The sequence below is a fragment of the Alteromonas genovensis genome (assembly GCF_010500895.1).
In the GTDB taxonomy this organism is placed as follows: domain Bacteria; phylum Pseudomonadota; class Gammaproteobacteria; order Enterobacterales; family Alteromonadaceae; genus Alteromonas; species Alteromonas genovensis.
Window position 1 is genome coordinate 13,239 of the sequence record NZ_JAAAWO010000011.1, and the last position, 24,118, is coordinate 37,356.

19 protein-coding genes and 1 pseudogene are annotated in these 24,118 nt (G+C 45.0%); 7 read left to right on the forward strand and 13 right to left on the reverse strand.

From position 1 onward, the window contains the following. Positions 1 to 24 precede the first annotated feature (24 nt). The 5 genes from GTQ48_RS13680 to GTQ48_RS13700 all read right to left on the reverse strand — a co-directional run bounded on the left by GTQ48_RS13680 (position 25) and on the right by GTQ48_RS13700 (position 8,328). Complete coding sequence (locus GTQ48_RS13680; protein WP_163107176.1) at positions 25 to 1,968, reverse strand: TonB-dependent receptor domain-containing protein; 1,944 nt, start codon at positions 1,966 to 1,968, stop codon at positions 25 to 27. A 112-nt stretch (positions 1,969 to 2,080) separates the two neighbouring features. Next, a complete protein-coding gene (locus GTQ48_RS13685; protein ID WP_163107177.1) occupies positions 2,081 to 2,596 on the reverse strand; it encodes a cob(I)yrinic acid a,c-diamide adenosyltransferase in 516 nt (171 codons plus the stop codon). Between the two features lie 12 nt (positions 2,597 to 2,608). Then, positions 2,609 to 4,153 (reverse strand): CsiV family protein, encoded by a 1,545-nt coding sequence (locus tag GTQ48_RS13690; protein WP_163107178.1) that lies wholly within the window; start codon positions 4,151 to 4,153, stop codon positions 2,609 to 2,611. Between the two features lies 1 nt (position 4,154). Beyond that, entirely contained in the window at positions 4,155 to 7,658 is a 3,504-nt protein-coding gene (gene mfd / locus GTQ48_RS13695; RefSeq protein WP_163107179.1) for a transcription-repair coupling factor, read from the reverse strand. Between the two features lie 70 nt (positions 7,659 to 7,728). Then, on the reverse strand, positions 7,729 to 8,328 hold the full coding sequence (locus GTQ48_RS13700) for a PilZ domain-containing protein (RefSeq protein ID WP_163107180.1): 600 nt from the start codon (positions 8,326 to 8,328) through the stop codon (positions 7,729 to 7,731). A gap of 196 nt (positions 8,329 to 8,524) precedes the next feature. Here GTQ48_RS13700 and GTQ48_RS13705 point away from each other — a divergent pair, with 196 nt between their 5' ends. After that, entirely contained in the window at positions 8,525 to 9,757 is a 1,233-nt protein-coding gene (locus GTQ48_RS13705; RefSeq protein WP_163107288.1) for a lipoprotein-releasing ABC transporter permease subunit, read from the forward strand. Positions 9,758 to 9,793: 36 nt separating this feature from the next. Then, positions 9,794 to 10,018, forward strand: a pseudogene (locus GTQ48_RS13710) (hypoxanthine phosphoribosyltransferase); the annotation flags it as partial. A 70-nt stretch (positions 10,019 to 10,088) separates the two neighbouring features. Here the strand turns inward: GTQ48_RS13710 and GTQ48_RS13715 are convergent. The 5 genes from GTQ48_RS13715 to GTQ48_RS13735 all read right to left on the reverse strand — a co-directional run bounded on the left by GTQ48_RS13715 (position 10,089) and on the right by GTQ48_RS13735 (position 15,392). Beyond that, positions 10,089 to 11,606 (reverse strand): sensor histidine kinase, encoded by a 1,518-nt coding sequence (locus tag GTQ48_RS13715; protein ID WP_163107181.1) that lies wholly within the window; start codon positions 11,604 to 11,606, stop codon positions 10,089 to 10,091. A 68-nt stretch (positions 11,607 to 11,674) separates the two neighbouring features. Next, the gene (locus tag GTQ48_RS13720) at positions 11,675 to 12,853 is read right to left on the reverse strand and encodes an FIST signal transduction protein (protein ID WP_163107182.1); all 1,179 of its coding nucleotides are present in this window, start codon (positions 12,851 to 12,853) and stop codon (positions 11,675 to 11,677) included. A 108-nt stretch (positions 12,854 to 12,961) separates the two neighbouring features. Beyond that, complete coding sequence (locus GTQ48_RS13725) at positions 12,962 to 13,603, reverse strand: energy-coupling factor ABC transporter permease (protein WP_163107183.1); 642 nt, start codon at positions 13,601 to 13,603, stop codon at positions 12,962 to 12,964. Positions 13,604 to 13,695: 92 nt separating this feature from the next. Beyond that, positions 13,696 to 14,502 (reverse strand): exodeoxyribonuclease III, encoded by an 807-nt coding sequence (gene xthA / locus GTQ48_RS13730; RefSeq protein WP_163107184.1) that lies wholly within the window; start codon positions 14,500 to 14,502, stop codon positions 13,696 to 13,698. 197 nt (positions 14,503 to 14,699) lie between these two features. Continuing rightward, complete coding sequence (locus tag GTQ48_RS13735) at positions 14,700 to 15,392, reverse strand: heme oxygenase-like domain-containing protein (protein ID WP_163107185.1); 693 nt, start codon at positions 15,390 to 15,392, stop codon at positions 14,700 to 14,702. Between the two features lie 175 nt (positions 15,393 to 15,567). Here GTQ48_RS13735 and GTQ48_RS13740 point away from each other — a divergent pair, with 175 nt between their 5' ends. Both GTQ48_RS13740 and GTQ48_RS13745 read left to right on the forward strand, forming a co-directional pair. Continuing rightward, a complete protein-coding gene (locus GTQ48_RS13740; protein ID WP_203565246.1) occupies positions 15,568 to 16,128 on the forward strand; it encodes a DUF2750 domain-containing protein in 561 nt (186 codons plus the stop codon). 30 nt (positions 16,129 to 16,158) lie between these two features. Then, complete coding sequence (locus GTQ48_RS13745; RefSeq protein ID WP_203565241.1) at positions 16,159 to 16,560, forward strand: SufE family protein; 402 nt, start codon at positions 16,159 to 16,161, stop codon at positions 16,558 to 16,560. A gap of 71 nt (positions 16,561 to 16,631) precedes the next feature. On the opposite strand, the gene GTQ48_RS13750 is transcribed toward GTQ48_RS13745, so the two are convergent. Continuing rightward, entirely contained in the window at positions 16,632 to 17,963 is a 1,332-nt protein-coding gene (locus GTQ48_RS13750; RefSeq protein WP_163107186.1) for a glycosyltransferase family 4 protein, read from the reverse strand. Between the two features lie 447 nt (positions 17,964 to 18,410). Between GTQ48_RS13750 and GTQ48_RS13755 the strand changes: the two genes are divergently transcribed. Beyond that, positions 18,411 to 19,256 (forward strand): HDOD domain-containing protein, encoded by an 846-nt coding sequence (locus tag GTQ48_RS13755; RefSeq protein ID WP_163107187.1) that lies wholly within the window; start codon positions 18,411 to 18,413, stop codon positions 19,254 to 19,256. A 92-nt stretch (positions 19,257 to 19,348) separates the two neighbouring features. Here the strand turns inward: GTQ48_RS13755 and GTQ48_RS13760 are convergent, their stop codons facing one another. After that, positions 19,349 to 20,164 (reverse strand): acyl-CoA thioesterase, encoded by an 816-nt coding sequence (locus GTQ48_RS13760; protein ID WP_163107188.1) that lies wholly within the window; start codon positions 20,162 to 20,164, stop codon positions 19,349 to 19,351. Positions 20,165 to 20,333: 169 nt separating this feature from the next. Between GTQ48_RS13760 and GTQ48_RS13765 the strand changes: the two genes are divergently transcribed. Then, complete coding sequence (locus GTQ48_RS13765) at positions 20,334 to 21,659, forward strand: spinster family MFS transporter (protein ID WP_163107189.1); 1,326 nt, start codon at positions 20,334 to 20,336, stop codon at positions 21,657 to 21,659. Positions 21,660 to 21,752: 93 nt separating this feature from the next. After that, complete coding sequence (locus GTQ48_RS13770) at positions 21,753 to 22,559, forward strand: alpha/beta fold hydrolase (protein WP_163107190.1); 807 nt, start codon at positions 21,753 to 21,755, stop codon at positions 22,557 to 22,559. Positions 22,560 to 22,587: 28 nt separating this feature from the next. Here the strand turns inward: GTQ48_RS13770 and glgC are convergent, their stop codons facing one another. Beyond that, positions 22,588 to 23,853: a glucose-1-phosphate adenylyltransferase gene (gene glgC / locus GTQ48_RS13775; protein WP_032096867.1), complete on the reverse strand. Its 1,266-nt coding sequence runs from the start codon at positions 23,851 to 23,853 to the stop codon at positions 22,588 to 22,590. Positions 23,854 to 24,118 lie beyond the last annotated feature (265 nt).

Below are 24,118 nucleotides of genomic sequence, written 5' to 3' on the forward strand. Positions count from 1 at the left end.
CGTTCCTTTATTTAATACCATACGTTAAAAAGACCAGTTTACGCCAAGCCACAGTCTACGGCCGTCTTCGACATACCCGAACTCTTCGAAGCGCATGGTTTTGTCCAGTACGTTGTATAAGCCAGTTTGTAATTTAATATGTCGGGTGAGTAGAGTGTTGTAGCCAATATCGAAAAGGCCTACACCGGGCGATAACACTGAGCGCGACGATACAGAAGCAAGCGCCGTCTCTTTTCCACGCACTGTCCAGCGCGTCCAAATCTCGCTTTCGCTGCTATTGCCGTTTAGTCGATAGGTTGTGTTAAGCGTAAATAAGTGCTTAGGCTGCTGAACTAACGGAAGCCCTTCATTAACGCCCGTTTCTTGCTCTGAACGGGTAAAGCTGTAAGCTGCGTTTAGCGACCAATTGTCGACAGACCAGCGTGTAGCAAACTCTACGCCATAGGACATGGCTTCATCTATATTAATGCTGTAGCGATCGGTGGAGTCGATACATGCATTTAGCTCACAAGCTGCAATTGCTATCTTATCTTCAAAATCGTTGTGAAAAGCAGTAACGCTGTATTCAAGGTCGTTAACACCGGAATAATAGATAGCCAACTCTTTATTAACCGTTGTTTCTGGTTGTAGCCCTGGGTTGCCATACACGTTACCGCCACGACTTTCTTGGATCCAGCCTTCAGCCATTTCTCTAAGCTCTGGCGTGCGATAGCCCGTAGACACACCGCCCTTTACTACCCAACTGTCGTTAATATTATAAACTGCGTAAAGTCGTGGGCTAAGTTGAACGTCAAATACGTCGTTGTTATCTAGCCGTAACCCCATGGTTAGCGCTAATGCATCTGAGAGATGCCACTCATCTTCTGAATAAAGAGACCATTGACTGTTTTCGATATTTGTTGCGCTGCCGCTGTTGGTACCAAAATCATCAAGAGATTCTTTTTGAAATTCAACACCAGCGGTAATGTTATGATGTGGGATAAGGCTAATAGACCACTGAGAGTTAGCTAACGTGTTATCGATGGTGATATTGCGGCCTACATTTTCTACCGATTCTTGTTGAATGTAGCTTCGCGATACGAGGTTTTCATAGCGGCCCTCGTGGGTGATCGCATAAGATTGGCGCTTGCTTTCTAGCTCACTTTGGTTATTCCTTTCGGGTAACGAAAGCCCGGGCGTAGCAATACGGCTTTGGTCTTGCGCAATTAATTCAAAAGAAATGACATCGTCGTTCGTTGGAGTCCAATGCACCGCACTACGAACGTTGCTTAACGATTTTTCTGCAAAGCCTCGCTCAATATTGTCTTCCTCCCGCTTTTGGTAAAGACCGTTAACGCTAATGCTGAGAACGTCGTTAATCAGCGGGCCCGAGAGCGACATTTGTGCTTGGCTATCTGCACCACTGTCTGAATTTTCTTGCAAACGAGTTTCAAGGCGTAAATTACCGTTCCACTTACGGTAATTTTTACGCGTTATAATATTAATGACGCCACCCATAGCATCTGAACCATAAAGAGTGGACATTGGGCCTCGTACTACCTCAATGCGCTCAATGCTATCAAGCGGTGGCAGCCAATCTTGTTCGAATCCACCGCTGCCGTTAGGTTGCGATTCTCGCCCAGTTTGACGCTTACCATCAACTAAAATGGTCGTGTATTGCGCGGGTAAACCTCGAATACTAATATCTTGACGGTAGCCACCACCTGTCACCGTAACGCCCGGCACGTCCCGAAGGGCATCGGTTATATCCTTATAAGCGCGCTGTGCCAATTGTTTGCGATCGAGAATACTGACAGAGGCTGGTGCTTGAGACAACAGTTGCTCGAAGCCCGACGCAGTTACTGTGATTTTTTCAACTGCACGCTCTTCCGCGTCGCTGTTTTCGGCACTATAGCCATCATTGCTTTGAGCAACAGATGTACTGGTGAGGGCACATAGCAGTGATAAAGTGGTGAAAGGCCTATACATGCAGCTTAATCGGTTAAGTTTGATTTATAATGTGCATGATAATTATTTTCATTTAAAAGTAAATGAAAAAGTAGATCGCATGCAGCGCTCTACTTTTATCATTTGGCTGATTTTAAACCGCTACTTCGTCTACACCAGCTTCGATATTCAAAAAGCGTGCAAAGGTAAATAAGAAGTCACTTAAGCGGTTTAGGTAGGCGTGAACCACCTCGGGCACGTCGTAGTGCTTGGCCAAGCTTATTACCGCACGTTCTGCACGCCGGCATACCGCTCGACAAACATGAGCTTGCGCCGCATCCTCACTGCCACCTGGCAATACGAACGACGTGTTCGGCGGCATTTGATTGGTTAACTCATCGATAAGGCTTTCAAGTGACTCAATGTCTGACTGCGTCAACGCTGAGCTGGCCGATATGGCAAAGCCTGCCTGAAAAAGGTTACGTTGAATGGTGTGTAGCGGTGTGCGATGTTGCTTAGGTACGGAGGCAGCAAGCAAACCAATGTGGCTATTAAGCTCATCAATGTCACCGTAACTTTGTACCACTAAATCATCTTTATCTACGCGGATCGCTTTGTCAGCGTATATTTGCGTGCTGCCTTTGTCGCCAGTTCGAGTATAAATTTTCATTTAACAGCAATCCTATTTTTGGGTGTCGTTTTGGGGGGCGGCCTGTAAAGGACGTTCATAGCGACGAATTTGTACAATAAATCCAAACAGCGGATGGTCAAAATAGTGCAGTTGCTTACTGATCACGCGACGTTGCTCGGCAAGCGGTATGGATACCAGCTGATATTCTACTGTTTGAGCGCTGGTTTCTGATGCATTGCTTTCCAATACGCTGCTTTCACCATCACCATTCACAAATGTGTCGCTGATTGATGAATTAAGCTCTGAGCTTAGGTCGCTTCCACTGAAATATTGTGTAGGTACCTGATGTCGATAAAACATCTCACTGTCGATATGTAGGTAGGGCACTCGGTTGATATATTTAAGAAATACCTTCATTCGGCCGTCAATTTCCCAAATAGGCTCGCGGAAGGCATCACTATCGTTTGTGGTCTCGTCGCTTAAATCGCCCTGTGTTTCTAAGCGCTGAAAGGTTTTAAACGAGACAGGCTCTGGTTGTGACAAACGCTGCTCTAGCGACGTGAAAAAAACGTCGCTCACGATGGCCGTCTGTTCATCCTGATTGAGAACACCTATTGTCGCTTCTTTCGCTGCTTGTGCTGTGTTTGCAGTGACTGCAGTTTCAGTAACCGCAGTGCGTTTATCTTTTATTTGTTCGCCGTCTTTATTAAAGCGACTTGCGTAATTAGTGCCGCCAAAAAGGCGCACGTTAAACGCCTTATTTTTGCCAAACTTAACCGGCTGTCGCCACGCTACATGAAGCAGGCGTTCTAACTGGCGATTAGAGCGTATTTGACGAGAAATAGAGGTGAGTTCTTGCGTATCGCTAGAGAGCAAGTGAGTTTTTGATGCTAATGGCCAGTCATTGCCTTCTATAACAACGGGAAGCTGCGCAGGCGCAGGCATACTGTTATCAACGCTATGTCGCACCCACTTAATACCATTGGCTAGCTGGTTAATGCTAAGCCAAGGCTTCTCGGTTTCGCAGTAGGTGAATTGAGGTGCTGAGACTGTTTGCTTTGAGTTGGTACCGAAAAAATCAGTCCAATTTGCGTCTACCCAATACGATGTAATGGTTTCTAGAGAGGGTACTGTGGCACTGCCAGAAGAATCTAAAGACTCTGGGCTTTCGATAGAAGTCGAGTCATCAAGCTGGCCTGTCTGATTAAGCGCGATCTCGTTAAGCGCGTTACTCGTGTTTAACGCTAAAAAGTCGGTATCAAAAGCGGGTACAAGTAAACTCAGGTCGTTAGGCCACGTCGGTAAGGGCTTCTCTTTAGGTAAGCCGTTGATATCGCAAGTGGCCAAGTTTTGCTTGATAAATCGAATGTCAGGCATGATTACCGCACTGATCACATCCGCCTCACTCTGGGGAACCGCAAAAGACTCTGCCAAATTAAACTGTTCTTCTAGCTCAGTCAGTGCCTTGTTGCGTTTAAATGCAATAACCTCTACATCAAACCACCAGTCGTCGTTGGCACTTGCTTTGACCAACAACGATGAGGCTATAAAAGCGGCCAACACAGCAGTTAGTGTGCACCTGCGAAATAACGTCATGTTATCGCGACTCCTTTGCAAAATCGGCAATGATATCGCTAATAAACGCAATGCGCTCTTTAGCTGTTTCGGTTTTCTTCACCAAGCGAAGCTTTTGGCTTCCTTCAAACTTAAAGGTGTTGGGTTTGGTTTGAACCTGCTTAATAATGTAGGCAGGGTTAACCTTGGTGGTTTCTTTAAATTCCATGGTACCGCCTGTAGCAGACAAGTCTACTTTTAGTATGCCTATGGCAGCGGCTCTTATTTTTATTTCAGCCACATCCACAAGGTTTTTAGCAGGCTCTGGCAAAAGGCCAAAGCGGTCGATACATTCCACTTGGAATTCGTCAATATCATCTTGCGTCATGCAGCTGGCAAGACGCTTATAAAGCGACAGTCGAGTATTTACATCGGCAATGTAATCTTCTGGCAGTAGTGCTGGAATTCGCAACTCTACTTCGGTGTGGCCAGACAACGCATCGTCAAGCGACGGCTCTCTGCCATCTTTTAACGCATTGACTGCTTTATCGAGCATATCCATGTAAAGGCTGAAACCAATGCTCGCTATTTGCCCAGACTGATCGTCGCCTAGCAGTTCACCCGCACCACGAATCTCTAAATCGTGAGTCGCGAGTGCAAAACCCGCACCCAAATCTTCTAACTGTGCAATGGCGTCTAGGCGCTTACCGGCGTCTTTGGTCATACGCTTAGGATGGGGCGTTAACAAATATGCGTAAGCCTGGTGGTGAGAACGACCCACACGGCCCCGTAACTGATGCAGTTGCGCTAAGCCTAAATGATCGGCTCTGTCCATAATGATGGTGTTAGCACTTGGCACATCAATACCGGTTTCGATAATGGTAGTACACACCAGTACATTATAACGCTGGTGATAGAAGTCGCTCATTACGCCTTCCAAGTCCCGTTCACGCATTTGACCATGGCCCACGGCAATACGGGCTTCAGGCACAATTTCAGCTATTTCCTCGGCGGTGCGCGCAATACTGTCTACTTCATTATGTAGGAAGTAAACCTGACCACCACGCAATATCTCACGCATAATGGCTTCGCGAATAGTGGCTTTATTACGCTGTTGCACAAAGGTTTTTATGGAAAGTCGTCGGGCAGGCGGTGTAGCAATAATGGATAAATCGCGCATACCAGAAAGCGCCATATTTAGCGTTCGCGGAATAGGCGTGGCAGTGAGAGTGAGTATGTCTACATCGGCGCGAAGCGATTTTAACTTTTCTTTTTGACGAACGCCGAACCGGTGCTCCTCATCGATAATGACTAAGCCCAAATCTTTGTATTTTATATCGCTTGATAGCAGTTTGTGGGTTCCCACCACAATATCGACCTTACCTTCGCCAATGCGCTGGGTGACATCTTTTTGTGCTTTACCGCTTACAAAGCGGCTCATTACTTCTATTTCAAAGGCCCAGTCGGCAAAACGGTCTTTAAAGTTTTCATAGTGTTGCTGTGCAAGTAGGGTAGTAGGCACCAAAATAGCCACTTGCTTACCGTGGTTGGCCGCCAAGAAGGCTGCTCGCATAGCCACTTCTGTTTTACCAAAGCCCACGTCACCACACACTAAACGGTCCATGGCTAGTGGGTTGCCCATATCATACATTACTGCGGCAATGGCCTGTGCTTGATCTGGTGTTTCTTCAAATGGAAAACTATCAGAGAATTTTTGGTAGTCGTCCCAGTTTATGTTGTAAGCAAAGCCCGGTTTAGCGGCGCGGCGGGCGTACACATCGAGTAGCTCGGCAGCTACATCGCGCACTTTTTCAGCGGCTTTTTGCTTGGCTCTCGACCATGCATCTGAGCCTAGGTAGTTCACCGGAGCGTTATCCGCATCGCCGCCGGTGTAGCGAGAAATTAAATGCAGTGAAGCAACGGGTACGTACAGCTTCGACTGCTTAGCATACTCAATACATAAATATTCGGTGGTGACGCCACCGGCATCGAGGGTTTGCATGCCAAGGTACCGGCCAACACCGTGGTCGAGGTGCACCACCGGTTGTCCAACAGACAGCTCAGCTAGGTTGCGAATAATGGCGCTTTCGTCGGTTGCAGTGCGCTTATCGCGAAGGCGGCGCTGACTTACCTTGTGCCCGAGAAGCTCGGTTTCAGTAATAAAAAGCAGCTCGCCTTCTTTGCTCTTCCAACGAAAGCTATGCTCTACCAAACCTACGGTAATGCCAATGGCATCGTGATTTGACAGAAATTCGTTAAATGAGTTAACTGGCTTAGGCTTAATGCCTGCTTTTGCCAGTACGGTCATTAACCCTTCACGACGGCCTTGCGTTTCTGCACAAAACAGTACTTTTGCGCCCTGCTTGGTTGCCTCATTAACGGTGGCAATTAAGCGTTCGGCAGGCACTTTTTTCTGTGAGTTAATGGCAATGTTGTCTAGCTTTTCGCACAGCATATTAGTGCTGCCCGCTTTATCTTCTAGTACTTCACTGCGCATAGAGGCGCGAGGCCACTGTTTTATTTGGCCAAACAATTCATTAATAGGTAGAAATAAATCATCGGGTGCGAGTAGTGGGCGAGCTAGGTTATACCGGTATTGTTCGTATCGCTCTTTTACATCGGCCCAGAAAAACTCACTGGCATCTTGCACATCGCCATGAAGCAATAGCATGCTTTTAGGGTGAAGATAATCGAATAACGTGGCTGTTTTTTCAAAAAACAGCGGTAAGTAGTATTCTACGCCGCTAGGCATGGTGCCTTTGCTCACTTGAGAGAAAATACTCTCTGAGGCGTTGTTGGCATCAAATTTTTCAAGAAACTGCTGTCGAAACAGCGTGATCGCGTCTTTGTCCGTTGGAAATTCACGAGCAGGGAGCAGTCGAATTTTATCGACGGCGTCGCCTGAGCGCTGGGTTTCAGTGTCGAAATAGCGAATAGAGTCTATTTCGTCATCGAATAAATCTATTCTAAACGGCTGTTCGCTACCCATTGGGAATAGGTCTATGATGCTGCCGCGCACCGAAAATTCGCTGTGACTCATTACCTGGCTAACGTGTAAGTAGCCGGCTTGTTCTAAATTGCGTCTGAATTGGTCTCTGTCTAGGGTTTCGCCTTTGTTCAGCATTAACAAGTATTTGGCAAGATAATCTGTAGGCGCCAGTCGTTGCATTAAGGTGTTAACGGGAACAATAAAAATACCGTCAACTTGCTGGGTAAATCTGAAGAGGGTTTCTAAACGCTGAGAAACAATGTCCTGGTGAGGAGAAAATGAGTCGTAGGGCAGGGTTTCCCAATCAGGAAATAACGTAATAGGGACATCTTTGGCCGAGGGCTTGTTCGCCATAAAGAACGTGAGTTCTTTTTCTAACTTCATTGCCGATGGCGTATCGGCAGTAATCAGCACTATTGGGCCGTTATACTGCTCCTGTGCTTGGCTAATACAAAGCGCAGTACTGCTACCCTGTAATTGCCCCCATTGCTTATGATCCTGAGACGATGCGTCTTTCTTCTGCGCCGGAAGAGGCAGCGATAATAAGGTGGCTGTCATGACGTCCTATAACTGTTTAATACAATTTATACCAATGTAAGATGGCAATGAGTACTGCTTATGGTGGCAATTAGGATCCAGATTTTTTCTCTTTCGCGCGCTTTCTAAGCTGCTGGGTTTGAACATGCAGACTAGCTCGCACCAGTAATTCTTGATCTTGCTCTCTAATGGCACTGAAAATAAAGGCTATATGGTAGCTATCTTCCACGCTCTCGCAAGTAATAACTTCACCGTAGCAGAATATGGCTGCCGCTTCGGCGTCTAAAAAAAGTTTTAGTTCAGCGGTGGTGCCAATGTCTAGCGGCGATGCTGACTCAATAATAACGCCTCCGCCTCCATATTTTACTGAGCGATAGCGCTGTGCCTCTTCGTCTTGCTGATGCAGCACAAAAGACATCATGAGATCTATTTTTCTAGACTGATGGTTAAGAAAGTCGGCCAACGATTCGGCGTGATCGCCTAAATTGCGAAGGGGTCTAATTGCCTGCGCCTCGATGGTTGCCATTTCACTGGCAATACGAAATGCATAGGGCATGGCTCCTTCAATACCTTCTTCATCTGGAACGGTTTCATTGTCCTTTAGCGGCCTAACATTGACGTTAATGCCAGAGGCAATTGAAAAGTATTCGTCGAATTGGGCTTTCTTTTCATATAGGCTAAGTTTACTCACGACATTCCCCTGCCACTAATTCTTGTGCAGCCAGTAGCTTACACGTAGTATACCCACTTTACTATTTTGGGTGTATCTCGTCATCTCACCTTTTGACTAATTAAAGCCTCATCCTCGCTAATGGGGAGACCATGTTAATGGGGTGGCCACGCCATTGGGGTACGAGACGTTAATTTCTTTATTAAAGCAAGGCGCCATGTCCTATCCTCTTTCAGCATCAATAGCCTATCGATATGCCAAATCTAGCAAGGCCAACCAAACCAGCTTTGTATCTTTTATCAATCGCTTTTCAGTTGCAGGTATTGCCTTAGGGCTTACGGCGCTCATTATCGTTGTGTCGGTAATGAATGGGCTAGAAGGGCAGCTTAAACAGCGTATATTAGGCATTGTTCCCCATATTGTAATAACCTCAGAAGCCAGAAACAATACAACGAGCGCGCTTACAACATCGCCCATTAATGATGTGATTGCGGTTATGCCGTACCGAGAAACGGAAGCGGTGGTGCAGTCTAAAAGAGATTTAAGAGGTGTGCAGGTTCACGGAGTTCATCCTGACCAAATGAAGCAACACACCATGGTAGCGAACAACATGGAGCAGGGACGTTTTACCGATTTAAAAGCGGGCAGCTTTAGAGTGATCATAGGTCGAGCATTAGCGCAAAAGTTAGATGTGCGCGTAGGGAATCGACTCCGCATCATGGTTGCCGGTGCTAGCGTATATACGCCATTTGGCAGAATGCCGAGCCAACGCCTGGTAACAGTATCAGGGGTTTTTGATATGGGCTCGCAAATGGACGATAAAGTCCTGTACATGAATATCAACGACGTTAATCGCCTGCTTCGCGACACTAAAGGGCAGGGCGAATCGGTGCGGCTGTTTTTAAACGACGCATTCGATTATTTAACCACAGTTAACACTCTTCAAAGTGAATTGGGTATAGATATTGCCCATATAAAGACATGGCGAGAGCGGCAAGGGCCTTTGTTTGATGCGGTAAAAATGGAAAAGAACATGATGATGTTAATGCTGCTGCTTATTATTGCAGTGGCGGCGTTTAATATTATATCTGCCCTGGTAATGGTGGTCTCGGAAAAACAGGGCGATATTGCCGTATTGCAAACCCAAGGCATGATGCCTAAAACGGTTATGTGGATTTTTGTTTTAAATGGCCTGTTTAACGGAATTAAAGGCGCGGGAATTGGACTGGTCTTGGGTTGCATTATTACCAGTCAGCTTAATAACGTGTTAGAACTGGTTAACTCTCCACTTGCTTTGGCGGCCGATGGAAGCGGGCTGCCAATTGATATGGATGTCATGCAAATTGTCAGCATAACCGGCATTTCTGTGTTGCTATGCGTATTGGCCAGTATTTACCCTGCCTTCAAAGCCATGAAAACGCAGCCTTCTCAAGTGCTACAAAATGAATGATTTACTGACCGAGCCTCTAGCAAAGTAAGTGAATAACAAATCAACAAGCTGATGCGTTTAAACACACCTACAGACATTCGCATTGCTTGTCCTTGGTACAAGCCGCAAAACAACAAAACAGACATAGTGCCTGACTACCATATTAACGAAAGCGACGAATGGCTTGTTTTCCCTCATGAGATTGCCGGTTTATCGGAAGAAGAAATTCGTGCTGGGAAAGGCGAGTTATCTGAAGTGATGGATATTCTTTTCAAGAAATAAAGCGTCAACATTCTGCTTTCTAGTAAATATCAAAGCCGTATTGATCATTACATCGATGCGGCTTTTTTATTTAAGGCGCTTTATTAGCGTTAGCGCTATCAGCATTGCCATTGTCGCTTTCACTATCACCAGTTTCACTATCACCAGTTTCACTATCACCAGTTTCACTATCATCAGTTTCACTATCACTGCTTGCAACAGGAAGCTGAAGCGTGAAGGTAGTGCCTACATTGACTTCGCTATCTACCTTTATTTTTCCGCCCATAGATTCAATGATTGAAAACGATATATATAGGCCCAAACCTGTGCCTTTGCCTGTGGGTTTTGTCGTGTAAAAGGGGTCGAATAGCTTTTCTAAATCGTCTTTCTCTATACCACTACCGGTGTCTTGCACGGTCACTATCACTACTTCATTATCATCTAGATAGTTGCATTGTGTTGTAACAGTCAGTGTGCCGCCGTTATCCATAGCCTGCGCTGCGTTAACGAACAAATTTACTAACACCTGATTTAATTTACCGGTTTTCCCCTTAATCAACGGTATATCTGCAAGGTCGGTATTGATGGTCACTTTGTGTTTAAGTTCGCTATTAACCAGTCTAAGGCCGTTAGTGATGCAGTCGTTTATATTGACGGTGTCATCAATTGATACATCTGAGCTGTGTGAAAATGAGCGCAAGCTAGTGATAATTTCAGTAACGCGATTTAACCCTTCCCCAGACTCCTCACAGATATCGGCAATTTCATCCACAATGGGGCCTATTTTGTTGTTGCTTGTCCACTGCTTCGCTTTTTCAGCCACAGCAGCGCGCTCTTCGTCAGTGGTGGCCCTCGCAAGCTCTTGCACAATATCTTGCATGCTTGTTAACGATGGTAATACGTCTTTAATAAACATCATATTGCTATTCACAAACGCAATGGGGTTATTAATTTCGTGGGCGACACCCGCGGCTAGCAGACCAAGAGACGCCATCTTTTCTGATGAGATAAGGCTCTTTTCAACTTGGGCCTTCTCTTCTTTTAGTTTAATGGTTTCTAGGGCCATTAGTTTGGCCTGAACGCTCATAGACATTTGTTGAGTAAAGGTGCGGTAGCGGTTTGCCATATCCACATACTCTTGGGTATAGAATCCCAAGGTTTGATGACAAAACACCATAACTGCCTGCTGGTGGTGCACTCTAAATGGGCACAGTAATGCAGAGGTTATCGGAGCATCAAAAAGGTGAAGGTGCTCGCGCCATGTTGGCTGTAGCTTTACATTAAAAAGCGCCACTGGAGAGCTTTTTATGGCCCGAGAAAGTGTTTCGTCCACGTCCCACATGGTATCTAATAACTTAGGGTGAGTGGTATTGGTGCAGCGCATTTTGCCTTTGCTGTCGTTCTCTAATACAAAGCTAACGTCGTAACTGTAAAGGCTGCGAAAAATACCAAACATTTTGGTATACAGCTCTTTTTCATTTTTTGCAGTAAGCAAAGCCCGTGTGCCAGCGAGCAGCGCATCGCTTTCTTTTTTATGGGCTTCTGCCTGCTCTTTCAGCCGATATACGAGGGCTAAGTCTTCTAGAACGTTTTCGTAATCCTTACTCATCTAAACGCTGCCATTAAAAACGGTTATTAAAAAACTGAGGCCAAAAAACCTACTATCAAGAAAAACCTTCATTGAGAAAAAACGACCGCTGATATCATTAAATTACCATGCCTGCTTTTACCGTCTAAAAATCGACCTTGTTCACCGAAGGTGTAAGTGCCGCAAATAGGCAGGCTCTCAAATTTTTCTTGAAGGGATGTGAGCATCGGGTGAATTTCATCGCCAACCGTTAATCGACAGCCTGCACAGTAGACCAACAGCACGCCAACGGGCTTGCTATCATCTGGTAGCAGCATAATGGCGTTGTTGATAACCCGCTCTGCTCGCGCCGTTAAACTGGCAATGCTTCCTTCCATCAACACCAGCTCTTCCCCTTCTATAACCTCGGAGAACACGTTAAGGCCGCCATCACTACATACCTCATCGGGGTGGCACAAAAGGTAATTAAGTGCGCCATTTTCTAGCTGCACTGGCTTGCCTAATGGGGCTGTAGAGGTAAGCCCTAGAATTTGACCTCCGGCCAATTCTTTAGCTATCAACCCATTTGTCGCCTCGTTGTACGCCTTTGCAGCGGACACGCCATCGAGCTCTAGTATGTGCCTGTTTTGAGCACTCGACGCTTTAAAAACGGTTTCAGTTGGCTTATATCCAGAACTGTAGCTAAGCCCTAGCGGCGAGGAAGGATACATCACTGCCACTGCTAAGCAATTGGCGCCGCTGTGTGATGACGTACTGATGTACCAATTGCCCTCAACGGTATTGTCTGCGGCCGAGCCGCCAAAAATAGGTACTTGCTCGCCCACAACGCTGGTAAAACCATTGAGTATGGCCTCTTCCTCACCAGGTGGAAGCGCGCACCATATAAGAGAGGGGCTTTCAAACGGACGGCCTGCACTCATAAGAGCATTCTCAAGGGCGCTAGCACCTGCACTAAAGGCGTCAGTTTCTGAACAATCGGCGCTACCAACACCAAATGCGCCAGCTTCATCAAAAATCGACAGCACACTTAAACCTGCGTCTGCCTGCGCGCGTGACTCGTCGCACAATAAGCTTCCCAAGCATGAGGTGGCCAATAGATAAGGGGCGCCAGATTCGTTGAGTGACGCGACTAGGGTGCTGGCATCGTGCTCAGCGTTAGTAAACGCAATCACTAATGATGTTGGTTCATCGTTTTGAAGTGCACCGCACGCTTCTTTTGCGGCCGCCAATGTGTCTTTTTCATCTGATGAATAGGTTTTTATGCGCATAGAATGAACTACTTAATTGCTGTTAGGCATAGTGTAGATTAAAAATTTTTAAAATCTCATTAACAATTAGTTATAGAGATTCGGTTGCTAGAGCATGTTTATCTATTCTCAGTTATCGAGGTAAAACTTATCGTGGAAGGTATAAACCCAAGTGGGCTGATAAATAACGAGTAGGGTAATTGCCATGCCGTTAAGCAATGCTTCAGGAAAGATAAGCAGTGGAATAAGCACCACGTAGTTTGAAAAAACGATATCCCAAGAGTAAACGCCTTCGATAAAGAAATAACCACCTAAGGAAAAGGTCTTTAGCGCAATACCCACTGCGGCTGGGAAAAAAGCGCACACAAATATGTAAACAAAGAGCTGCCTTGGAATACGGTGAAACGACAGCATAAAGAAAAAGTACGTAACGGCGATGGGAAGTACTGTGCCGAGCAGGCCATTTACCCCAAAACTCTGCCAGGTTCCGTATCCAATGATGTGAGCGCCAATAAGTGCAATAAAAGATGAAATAACCGCGTAGCGAAAACCGAGCATTAGCGTGAGTACAGACAGACCAAGGAAGTGCACGTCTAACCCTTCAAAGATACCTGCCTTTAGCAACCACAGCACAAAAAGTGCAGCAGCAGTACCAAACACCAGATGTTGCTGGTGTTTGGTCTTTGCGAAATGAACGAGGTCTATGTTTTTAAGCGAGCCTAAAACGAAAAGCCCGTAAACAACCATCGCCAACGTTTGCAATGTACTCACTGTTTCTCCTGCGTATAGTAGTATTAGTTAAGCGCTACGCGTTTGTGCACTTAAGAGCGTTTAAGGTTTACCAATGAGTATGAGTCACTAATTTACTCATACGTAGCCCAAATTGGGGCATGATCAGAGGGCTTTTCAATTCCCCGTAATTCGTAATCTATACCTGCGTCTTTCAGCGCACTGTGCAACGATGGTGTAGCGAGGATCAAATCTATTCGTAGGCCTCGGTTATCGTTAAACCCTTTAGAGCGGTAGTCGAACCACGAATATTCATCGTCTCTTTGTGGGTTTAGGCTTCGGTAACTGTCCTCAAAACCCCAAGACATGAGTGTGTTTAGCCACTCACGCTCTTCTGGTAAGAAGCTACATTTCCCCGTTCTTAACCAGCGCTTTTTGTTCTCTTCGCCAATACCAATGTCTAAATCGGTGTGCGACACGTTAACATCTCCCATAACAATGACTTTTTCGTCAGGCGTATGGTTGTCGTTAAGGTAGGTCATTAAATCTTGATAATATTTTTTCTTAGCGGGGTATTTGGTTTCGTGCTTTTGATTCTCACCCTGCGGAAAGTACCCGTTTAAAATGGTAACGGGGTCGCCTGCATCGTCGGTGGTTTTGAGAATTATCATGCGGCGTTGGGCATCTTCATCATCTGTAGGGAAGCCTTTGATGACAGCCGTTGGCGACTTTTTCGCTAAAAAGGCCACACCATAGTGGCTTTTTTGGCCATGAAAAAAGACCTTGTAACCCATGTCCTCAACAGCTTTCACAGGAAACTGTTCATCGTGAACTTTTATCTCCTGCAAACCAATAACGTCGGGTTGATGAGCATCTATTAATGCTTGTAGCTGATGAAGACGGGCACGGATCCCATTTATGTTAAACGATACAACTTTCATACTTTCTTTTCTAACAATTCAATGATGGGCCTAGAATACCAGAAACTTGCGACACGCTTAACGGACTTAATGCATATCGACGCTAATGTTCGGTGCTTGACGCTATTTATAAATTCTTAAAGAATAATATACCAACAAGCAGAGAGGGTTGATTAAGATAATTTATACGTTGGGGAATAAATGGAGGGATTCAGGGATTACTTACCTGTCTGGGCCTTGCCTAGGGAGATTAAAAATGAAAACCACGAGTTTGCATCTTCCACAATATCTCGAATACCCTTGTCATTATCAAGCTTTAATTCAGCCAATATATGTTCAGCGGTTTGCTTAAACGGGACCCATGCTTTAGCGCATCCTGCCATTGCTGAATAATAGGCTGTTGGAATATCGTTATTAAGCTTTTCAAGCCGTCTGCTAATCATGTTGGCTCCCATGGAAGAGCCTAGCCACACATATATGGCTGCGATAGCCGCTGAGTTTTGCCCGCGAAAGCTGAGTTGGTTCTCAAGCGCATTGACTGTCTGACTGTCTAGGTTTTGACTAGTTTGTGCCTGAGTCTCAACGGACATATCAGTCTCAACGCTTTTCTCAGTATCAAAGCTTTCGGCAAAATTACAATGCAATGCGTTGGTATCGCGATGAAGGGCGGCAGAAACTTCATCTGTGTTTAACATCTCTGCAAGCCTATTAACACTGGGGGTTTCGTTTAGCGCTTTTAAAACATGAGATGATGTGATGCTATGAAATACTGACATTACGCTAAGCACATCGCTATACGTTGAAGTATTAAACTCGGATAGGTTGTGAAATAGCGAAAAAGGGGGCGTTTCTTCTAATGTGGTGTGTTTATCGAGAGTATCTTGTTTTAACGCCGTAAATAGTGTGTGCATAGAGGTAATCTTTTGTCCTGTCTCATCATTTGTATGTGTTCTGGGCAATTTATTTAGACTCGGATAACACCTAAAAGCACGTTAAAGATACCTGACTAGAAACAAACAAAACGATTTAGTAAAACGCCGTAAATGTTGTTATAAATAAATGCTGTCATAAATAAACCACGTGTTAATGGTATCACAGACGTTTGAAAAGCGGCATCTCGACATTGGACTAATTGCCGTTGCACACACAACTGGCACAGGTATACTTGCCGAAAATTTTAAGACGAGAACCGCCGTGTTTCCAAATACTATTAGTGAAAAATTAAGTGATACAGTCATAGACCAAGCAATGAAGCTGTCTGCAGAAGAAAGACAGATGTTGGTTATCAGTTATGTGAGTAAAGCCAAAGCGGTGTGGTTAGTACAAGGCTCTGAAGGTTTCGTTATGCTTGAAGATGATGGTGCAGTGCGTCTTCCTATTTTCCCCCATCGCGACTTAGCGAATGCCTTTGTTACGTCAAATGGCCTTGACGGTATGTGTGTTAGCACGCCGTTAAACGAGTTTGTATCTACATGGCTACCTGGCCTTGAAACAAATGGCGTCGAGCTGGTTATGTTTCCAACGCAAAGCGACGTAGAAAACTTGGTGATGACAGCGCCAGAGCTGAGTGAAGAGCTAGGCTCAGAGCTAAATGATCAGCCAAGTGAGGATAAAACGTCAAAGCTCGGTGATGACGAAAGTAAGTAGTTAACAAAACAGTGAAGCGGGTTTAAAGAAATGACACTGGCGAATATGCAATTACTTCCTCTTGCACAGCAGCTATCACAGGCTAAAAGTTGGGATGAGTTTACTCGAACCATAATGCTAGCAGGTAAAAAATTACCTGCAATGCCTGAGTATTTGCGGCGCGATGCTAACTCAGTAGAGGGATGCGAGAGCCCAGTGTGGTTGGCGTTACTAGACGCAGAGAGCAACACCGAATTTGTCGCCTATTCACCAAGTAAAGTCATTCGAGGCGTGCTCGCGGTTCTGCTTGAAAAAGCCAATAGTTTAGAACAGCAAGAGCGCGCTAATTTTGATTTTGGGGCTTACTTAAATGAGTGCCAGCTGCAGCGCTACATGAGCGAGTCTCGAGGAAACGGAATAAAATCAGTGGTGCACCAATTAAAAGAGCGTTGAATCCCTTTAACCCTCTTTTTTCTTTTTAATCTCTTTAACCTCTTTAATATTGGCCCTTACGCTATAGCCTGCTATTTATTCTTTTCTTCTATCCACTGCGACATATACTTTGTCGCATTCAAACTCTGGTGCCATAGCAAGCTTTGCAAAAAGAGCGATTTTCGATGGTTTTTTAGCCCGTTGAACAGCAACTGTAGATGTTCAGGTAGCGTCATGTCATCAGCCTGCGCTCTGTAAGCCTTAAGCATCTCTTCGCACTGTTTGCTCGCTTTCTGCCACCTTGTTTCGTTTTGATACAGTGATACTGCATGCTCAACAAAGTTATCGACAGCATGATTATCCATAATGGGTGAACAGATTGCGCCCGGCCAATGGGTAGATATCGCCGTTACTTCTTTTTCGTTGTTGGTGTGTGTATCTAGCAAATCGCCTTTTGAGCTTATACCTTCCGAGCTAATACCTCCCAAGCTTATACCTTCCAAGCTTATACCTTCCGAGCCTAGCCAAGTAGTCACGCTTGGTGTGTGTGTGCGCATGGCATCAAGCAGTTTTCCTTTGATGCCTGCGCCAAATCGAATGGGAGCGATGAGGACGCGAGCGCTTGAAATAACTTCCTCTGCATTATCTGCCCAGCCTTTTACAATAAACCCTTGTGCAACGTTGTGTAGTTGAGAGGCTTTCTTAGGTAGATAGGCGCCGTAAATGTGTAATTGGGCGTCAGGAATTTTTTTGCGAATAGCTGGCCAAATATGCTGCTTTAACTGGAGCACAGCGTCCCAATTTGGCGCATGACGAAAATTACCAATGTGCACAAAGTGTTGACGCTGTGAGTAGTCTAATGTGCTTGTGGGGGCGTCCTCAACAAAAAGGGGATGCAATCGAAGTTGAGCACGTGGCACGTTGTAGTGGTTTTCCAGTAACTGTTTTTCATATTGTGAAATAACTAGCGTTAGGTCGCTACGCAAAATAGAGGCAATTTCTCGTTGCGCTAGCTCAGTGTTGAGCTGAGCATTAGATGCATCACCTGAGCTTTTTACCGCATCGTGGCGCGCCTGTCGAAGGCTGTGTAAGTCTTCCGTATTCAACACTCTTAATGCATGTGGGCATGCGTCTTTTACTCGCCAGGAGAATTGCTCTTCCGTCATGTAGCGGTCAAAGATAACCACGTCTGGGCTTATTTCACGAATACGCTCATCGAAACTGCTGCAGTTAAGGGCAATCGCCTCGCTTGTAACATCAAATTTTGCCAGATCAGCCTTGTGAATACTGTCGGCAGCAGCGGTAAGAAAGGTTACTTTATTGCCAGCGTCGCAATGTTGTCTTATCAACGAAAGCATGTTTTGCCCCGCAGCAGACGAATTCGGCTCAGGCCATACATAACCAATCACCACTATGTTAAGCATATTAAAATTTCTTCTCACAACGAAAGTGCGCGGACTATACCAAAACAATCAAGAGATGTTGAGAATTACAGGGTTCAACAAGGCGAATAAGCTAGTCACTGTTGCATCAAAGAGGGTGAACAAAAAGAGTAGGGGAAAAACGCTTCTTCGTATAAAAAAGTATTAATCAAAGAGGATCGGAAAGTATTTAAGCTCGTACAGCGCTATAATGAGCGCAATACGCTTTGCTAAGTCTGTGAAAGGCATTAACTTATTTAGCAGAGCGCTTTATCTTTTAGTCTATTTTTGCAATTTTAAGTTTCTGATATAAAAAGAAATCATACTTTTTGATGATGCGGCATCTGTTGACCAGCAAGATAAATACGCCTATACCTACAGTATTGACGGAGAATCGGACCTCTCTAACAACACAAACGCCACATTGGTTGCATTGGAGTGAGTGCACACATGAACATAGATGAATTAGTTTCGAAAGCCGAAGACTTATTCGTATTGCCAGATTCAGTATTACGCTTGAAAAGCTGTATGGATGATGAAGCGTCAAGCATAGATGACATCAGTGAAATTATCGCTTTCGACCCGTCCTTAGCCACACAGCTGTTGCGTGTAGCAAACTCTGCACTCTATCAATTCCCTAATAAGATAGACACGGTATCCAGAGCGGTCCAAGTGGTTGGTACACGCTCAACTTACGACCTCGCATTAGCCTATGGTGTGAGTCAGGCGTTTGGAAAAGTCGATGCCCAAATTATTGATTTAGATAAATTTTGGGAGCACAGCGTATCCTGCGGATTGCTAGCGAAATACTTTGCTGAAATTAAAGCAATCAAAGAGCCTGAGCGATTCTTTGTTGCAGGGTTACTGCACAATATCGGCGAGCTTGTTGTAGTGTCTACATTGCCAGAGGCTGCGAAACGCTGCCTGAATTACAGTGAACAAGTCACCCCCGCTGAACTTCAGTACGGCGTGTTAGGCTATACGTACAGCCAAGTGTCTGCGGGCCTTATAAAAAAATGGGGCATTCCAGATACTATTTCAGATCCAATAGCGAATATTCATAACGTACAAGGCGATCCGCAATCAGACTCAAACCGCATACTTCAACTTTCTTACGTGCTGTCACTGGATAATGTCAATCCTGAAATTTACCCTAGCTATCATAATTTAAAACCAGAGCTGCACGAGCAACTGACATTAAAAAGAGACGACTTGGAGGATGCCTTAGATATCACCAATCTTCAGTGTATTTCAGTAATATCGTTGTTTAACCCCAACGCATTTATGCTTTATTGAGTTTGTGAGAAACAACAATGGCCAGCATGGCACTGGCCACTAAAACCTTAGGTGCCAAATCTCAGGTGCTAAAAAAGCTTGGTGCCAAAAGACTAGTCGAACACCGCCACAGTCTGTCTGCTTATTGCGATAACCTCGTTATCTTTGTCCCAAATGGTTGCCTCTGTATGGCCATATCCATCTGCAGCTTGTCGTGTATGTGCCTTATACGCAAACCAATCGCTGGGTGATACTGGTTTATGCGGATGAATAAACTCTAAGTTCCAGCTTACGGTACTTGCTGGGGCAGGGAGCTTCATCATTTGCAGTAGCGTAGGAGGCCAAGCATCGATCATTGTAATGATATGAGCGTCAGTAATGTGCGATGGTGGCTGCTTAAAGCGCATAAACCCGTGATAAATGCTGGTTTTCTTGCGAGTAAACGGAATACCGCCATCTTCTATCGCTAGGTCGAAATAGCGTAAAAACTTCGGCGTTATTTTAGGGATTTGAGGAATAAACTTCGCTTTGTTAGGCGTAGACATCTGATGCGTTTCGGTATTTTCAACCCGTATGCCTGATTCTCGGCCAATGCCAAAACACGCTTGAGAAAACACACAGCTTTTACCGTCTTGCATGGCGTGCGCTGTGTATTGAGACACGTTTTTTCCCATTCTCAACAAGGTAACTTCTATTGAAAAAGGCGTGTCGAGCATGAGAGGTCCAACAAAGTTGGTGGTGAATGAGCGTAATACCCTATCATCGGTAATCTGCTGCTTTACCGCGGTGTACAACATGCCTGCCGAAATACCACCGAATGCGGTTCTACCTTGTCCCCATGTTTTCGGAATAACAAGGTTTTCTACCTTCCAGGTATTTTCAGAAGTTTGGGTTAGGGAAGGGATATCTAACAGTTGATCTACTGTCATAACTGCCTATCTGGTCTGATGAGTCTTAGGCTAAATATCCTACCCTAAGCCGTATGGAACAAAAAGCCTCAGTTACAAATTTTCGTTATGTTTACAAATAAGTAACAATTAGTTGCCAAATAATTTACCTCATGCCTAGACTGTCCTATCTTCATTTAAAAGGACTGTTATGGCCCATACAAGCGTTGAAGGTTTACCCGCACAAGAAGCGGGTGTATCTCGAAGTTACCGCAACTACGTACTCTTTATTCTCACACTTGTCTATGCATTCAATTTTATTGACCGTCAGATAATAGGTATTCTCTCTCCCTTCATAAAAGCCGATTTGGGTCTTGATGATGCGCAATTAGGATGGCTTAAAGGGATCTACTTTGCTTTGCTGTACACCGTGATGGGAATTCCTATCGCGTGGCTTGCCGACCGATATAGCAGAGTCAATATCATTGCCATTTCACTCACTCTATGGAGCGGTTTTACAGCAGCTTCAGGGCTTGCCAGCAATTATGTTCAGTTGGCAATAGCGCGCATTGGGGTAGGTATTGGAGAAGCCGGCGGAAGCCCGCCTTCACACAGTATTATCTCCGACTTGTTTCCAAAGGAAAAACGAGCGGGCGCATTGTCTATTTACTCACTGGGGATACCGTTTGGCATAATGCTCGCGTTTTTTGCCTCGGCGTTTTTCTTACAGGGCGGCTCGGCCGATTGGCGAACGGTTATGTACAGCGTAGGCATACCAGGCGTTTTGCTTGCCTTGCTGCTTAAATTTACGGTTAAAGAGCCCACTCGCTCTGTTACCGCTCCCTCGCAAACAGAAAATGCTAATAAGCCAAGCGTTAAAAAGTCGTTGAAGCAGTTGCTCAAAATTCCTACGTGGTGGGGAATGGCTTTAGGCATTTCCTTTGGCTCTTTCGGTAACTACGCAATTTCGACCTGGATCATTGATTACTATGTGCGTGCCTTTGCTGGTTTAGACATTACCCAGCTGCTGGTAGTCTTCGGCATCATTAACGGTACTGCATATGCACTAGGCGTGTGGTTAGGTGGCTACATCGCTGATAGATGGGGCAAACACAATAAAAAAGCGTATGCACTGTTGCCAGCTATTATGCTTATTGTGGGTTTGCCAGCGTTTTATGCATCCCTTCAAGTTCAAGACTTGTGGTTATCGGTAGGATTGATGGCGCTTCTGTTGTTCACCAGCGGTTCCTATTTAGGCCCAAGCTTTGCAATGGCGCAAACACTAGCACCTATTAACGTGCGAGCAATGTCTACCGCCTTGTTCTTCTTTGTGCTTAACATTATTGCCCTTGGTGGCGGACCAACGCTAACCGGTATCATCAGTCAATCCCTCGTACCATCACTAGGTGAAACAGAAGCATTAAGGCAAGCACTGCTTTATCTCGTTGTACCGTACGCATTGTCAATTGCCGTATTCTTGTGGACAAGCACAAAGATTGTGAAAGACTGGGAAATGGCAGAATCGAGAGGGTTATAGTACTATCTCGCCAACGATCGCAATACTGTATGATTAAGGGGCTATTAGCCCCTTTTATTTTGAAGTCTTTTTATCAGGTTCAGGAGTGACACGGTGTCATCAGCAGAGTTAAGTTTTCACTTCGCCCATGCCAATGGCTTTCCAGCGGGAAGCTACAATACCTTATTTTCAGAATTGCCAAATAATTTTAATCGTTTACATGTTGAGCGCTTTGGTCACGATCCAAAGCTTCCCGTAAATGGTAACTGGCGCAATCAAGTACAAGAACTTATTCGCCACATAAGGGCTGAAAATAAGGACGAGCGTGGAGTATTCGCGGTTGGTCACTCTTTTGGTGCGGTAATATCGTACATGGCCGCATGTGAGGCGCCGGAATTATTTAGAGGCCTAATATTATTAGACCCTCCCCTTGTGGTAGGGCCAATGAGCCACTTTTTTAGGTTGGCCAAGTACACGCCATTAATCAACAAATTAACCCCGGCAAAGTTAGCTCAAACAAGAAACACACAGTGGCCCGCTAATACCGATATGGTGGCTTACTTTCATAGCAAAGCCTTATTTAGAGATATGGATAAACGCTGTGTAAGAGATTACGTTAATGCTGTAACAGCAAATAAGCCGGACAGTATTTCATTAACGTTTAAAGCCGATGTGGAAGCGGCGCTGTTTCGAAACGTGCCCCATAACCTTGGAAAGTACAAAGGAAAGCTTAAGTGTCCAGCAGTGTTAGTTACCGGTACAAAAAGCAAGGTATGCAGACCAGAAATGTATTCTCGATTACTTCAGCATAACGCAATAACGCACACCGAGCTTGAAGGGGGGCATATGTTTCCGCTAGAGCATCCAGAGGCGGTAGCTGAATTTATTGCTACCACCTTACAACAATGGAATGCTTCGTAAACGAGGGTATAGTAAAATTGCTAGGCGCTTAGTAAGCGCCTACGTGTTGACCTAACATTTCTCGAGTAACAAGGACTACGCCTTTTTCTGATACTCGGAATCCTCTGGCACGGTCTTCGTCGTGGTCATAGCCAATGACAGTGCCTTCAGGGATAACGCAGCCTCTGTCTATGATTACCTTTCTTAATTTGCACCCGCGCATAATTTCAACGCCAGGCAGTATGACTGCATCTTCAATTAGTCCGTAGGAGTGCACGCGAACATTTGAAAAGCAGATTGAGTTTCGCAGGGTGGAACCAGAGATAATACAGCCGCCAGACACCACTGAGTTGATGGCTTCGCCTCGTCTATCTTCGTCTTCCCACACAAACTTAGCAGGTGGCAATTGTTCTTGATAAGTCCAGATAGGCCATTTTTTATCATAAAGGTTCAACTGCGGAACAGGCGATACCATTTCCATGTTAGCGTCCCAGAATGAGTCAAGCGTACCCACATCTCGCCAATACGCTTTCTCACCGTTATCGGCTTCAAAGGGAAACGCATGAACCAAGTGCTCTTCAATGATGGAAGGAATGATATCTTTACCAAAGTCTCGCTGTGAGCCTCTGTTCTTAGAATCTACACGCAGCTGTTCAAATAAAAACTCAGTATCAAAAACATAATTGCCCATTGATGCCAGGCAGCGAGTATCGTCATGAGGAAGCGGAGTAGGGTGTTCCGGTTTTTCTTCAAAGCCGTTTATACGGTATGACTCATCTACCGACATAACACCGAACGAGCCAGCAGCCTCCTCAATAGGTACAGACATGCACGACACGGTCATTTTAGCGCCAGACTCAACGTGTTTAGCCAGCATATCGCCGTAGTCCATGCGATAAATATGGTCACCAGATAAAATCATTACATATTTAGGAAGTTCATCCCTTATGATGTCAATATTTTGAAACACCGCGTCTGCAGTACCTTCATACCAATTATCTGAAAAGCGCTGAGAAGCTGGAAGAATTTCTACAGATTCACCTAACTCTCTTTTGAAATGACCCCAACCGCGAACAAGATGGCGAATAAGAGAGTGTGATTTGTATTGCGTTACAACGCCAACGCGCTTTATTCCTGAGTTAATACAATTTGATAGAGGAAAATCAATAATTCTGAATTTACCACCAAAATACAGTGCAGGTTTTGCTCTCCATTCTGTGAGCTCGTGTAACCTAGAGCCTTTACCACCAGCTAGAATCAACGCATAAGTATCACGAGTAAGGTTGCTTATGTAACGAGAACTCCGATCAGTCATTTCTTAACAACTCCTGTTTATAAATGGTGCCGACTTAACACGATGATAAATCTCTTTGACTAGGTAAAATCGCTATTAACACGGCTGAATGCGCTCTTTGATTATTAAATCCCTTGTCTCCACGCCTCGATAGATACGTGGACTTTCTTTGTCTCATATTACAGAACACCTGTAAAAATAATAGGTTGATTTCATCACTTTACATCACTTTTTCATTAACATTTATAACAATGATAGCGCTTTCTTTTGTTTCGTTAAGCATATA

Coding starts and splice junctions, on each gene's coding strand:
- GTQ48_RS13680 (WP_163107176.1), bottom strand. CDS start 1,968: ATGTATAGGCCTTTCACCACTTTATCACTGCTATGTGCCCTCACCAGT.
- GTQ48_RS13685 (WP_163107177.1), bottom strand. CDS start 2,596: ATGAAAATTTATACTCGAACTGGCGACAAAGGCAGCACGCAAATATAC.
- GTQ48_RS13690 (WP_163107178.1), bottom strand. CDS start 4,153: ATGACGTTATTTCGCAGGTGCACACTAACTGCTGTGTTGGCCGCTTTT.
- mfd (WP_163107179.1), bottom strand. CDS start 7,658: ATGACAGCCACCTTATTATCGCTGCCTCTTCCGGCGCAGAAGAAAGAC.
- GTQ48_RS13705 (WP_163107288.1), top strand. CDS start 8,525: ATGTCCTATCCTCTTTCAGCATCAATAGCCTATCGATATGCCAAATCT.
- GTQ48_RS13715 (WP_163107181.1), bottom strand. CDS start 11,606: ATGAGTAAGGATTACGAAAACGTTCTAGAAGACTTAGCCCTCGTATAT.
- GTQ48_RS13720 (WP_163107182.1), bottom strand. CDS start 12,853: ATGCGCATAAAAACCTATTCATCAGATGAAAAAGACACATTGGCGGCC.
- xthA (WP_163107184.1), bottom strand. CDS start 14,502: ATGAAAGTTGTATCGTTTAACATAAATGGGATCCGTGCCCGTCTTCAT.
- GTQ48_RS13735 (WP_163107185.1), bottom strand. CDS start 15,392: ATGCACACACTATTTACGGCGTTAAAACAAGATACTCTCGATAAACAC.
- GTQ48_RS13740 (WP_203565246.1), top strand. CDS start 15,568: ATGGTATCACAGACGTTTGAAAAGCGGCATCTCGACATTGGACTAATT.
- GTQ48_RS13745 (WP_203565241.1), top strand. CDS start 16,159: ATGACACTGGCGAATATGCAATTACTTCCTCTTGCACAGCAGCTATCA.
- GTQ48_RS13750 (WP_163107186.1), bottom strand. CDS start 17,963: ATGCTTAACATAGTGGTGATTGGTTATGTATGGCCTGAGCCGAATTCG.
- GTQ48_RS13755 (WP_163107187.1), top strand. CDS start 18,411: ATGAACATAGATGAATTAGTTTCGAAAGCCGAAGACTTATTCGTATTG.
- GTQ48_RS13760 (WP_163107188.1), bottom strand. CDS start 20,164: ATGACAGTAGATCAACTGTTAGATATCCCTTCCCTAACCCAAACTTCT.
- GTQ48_RS13765 (WP_163107189.1), top strand. CDS start 20,334: ATGGCCCATACAAGCGTTGAAGGTTTACCCGCACAAGAAGCGGGTGTA.
- glgC (WP_032096867.1), bottom strand. CDS start 23,853: ATGACTGATCGGAGTTCTCGTTACATAAGCAACCTTACTCGTGATACT.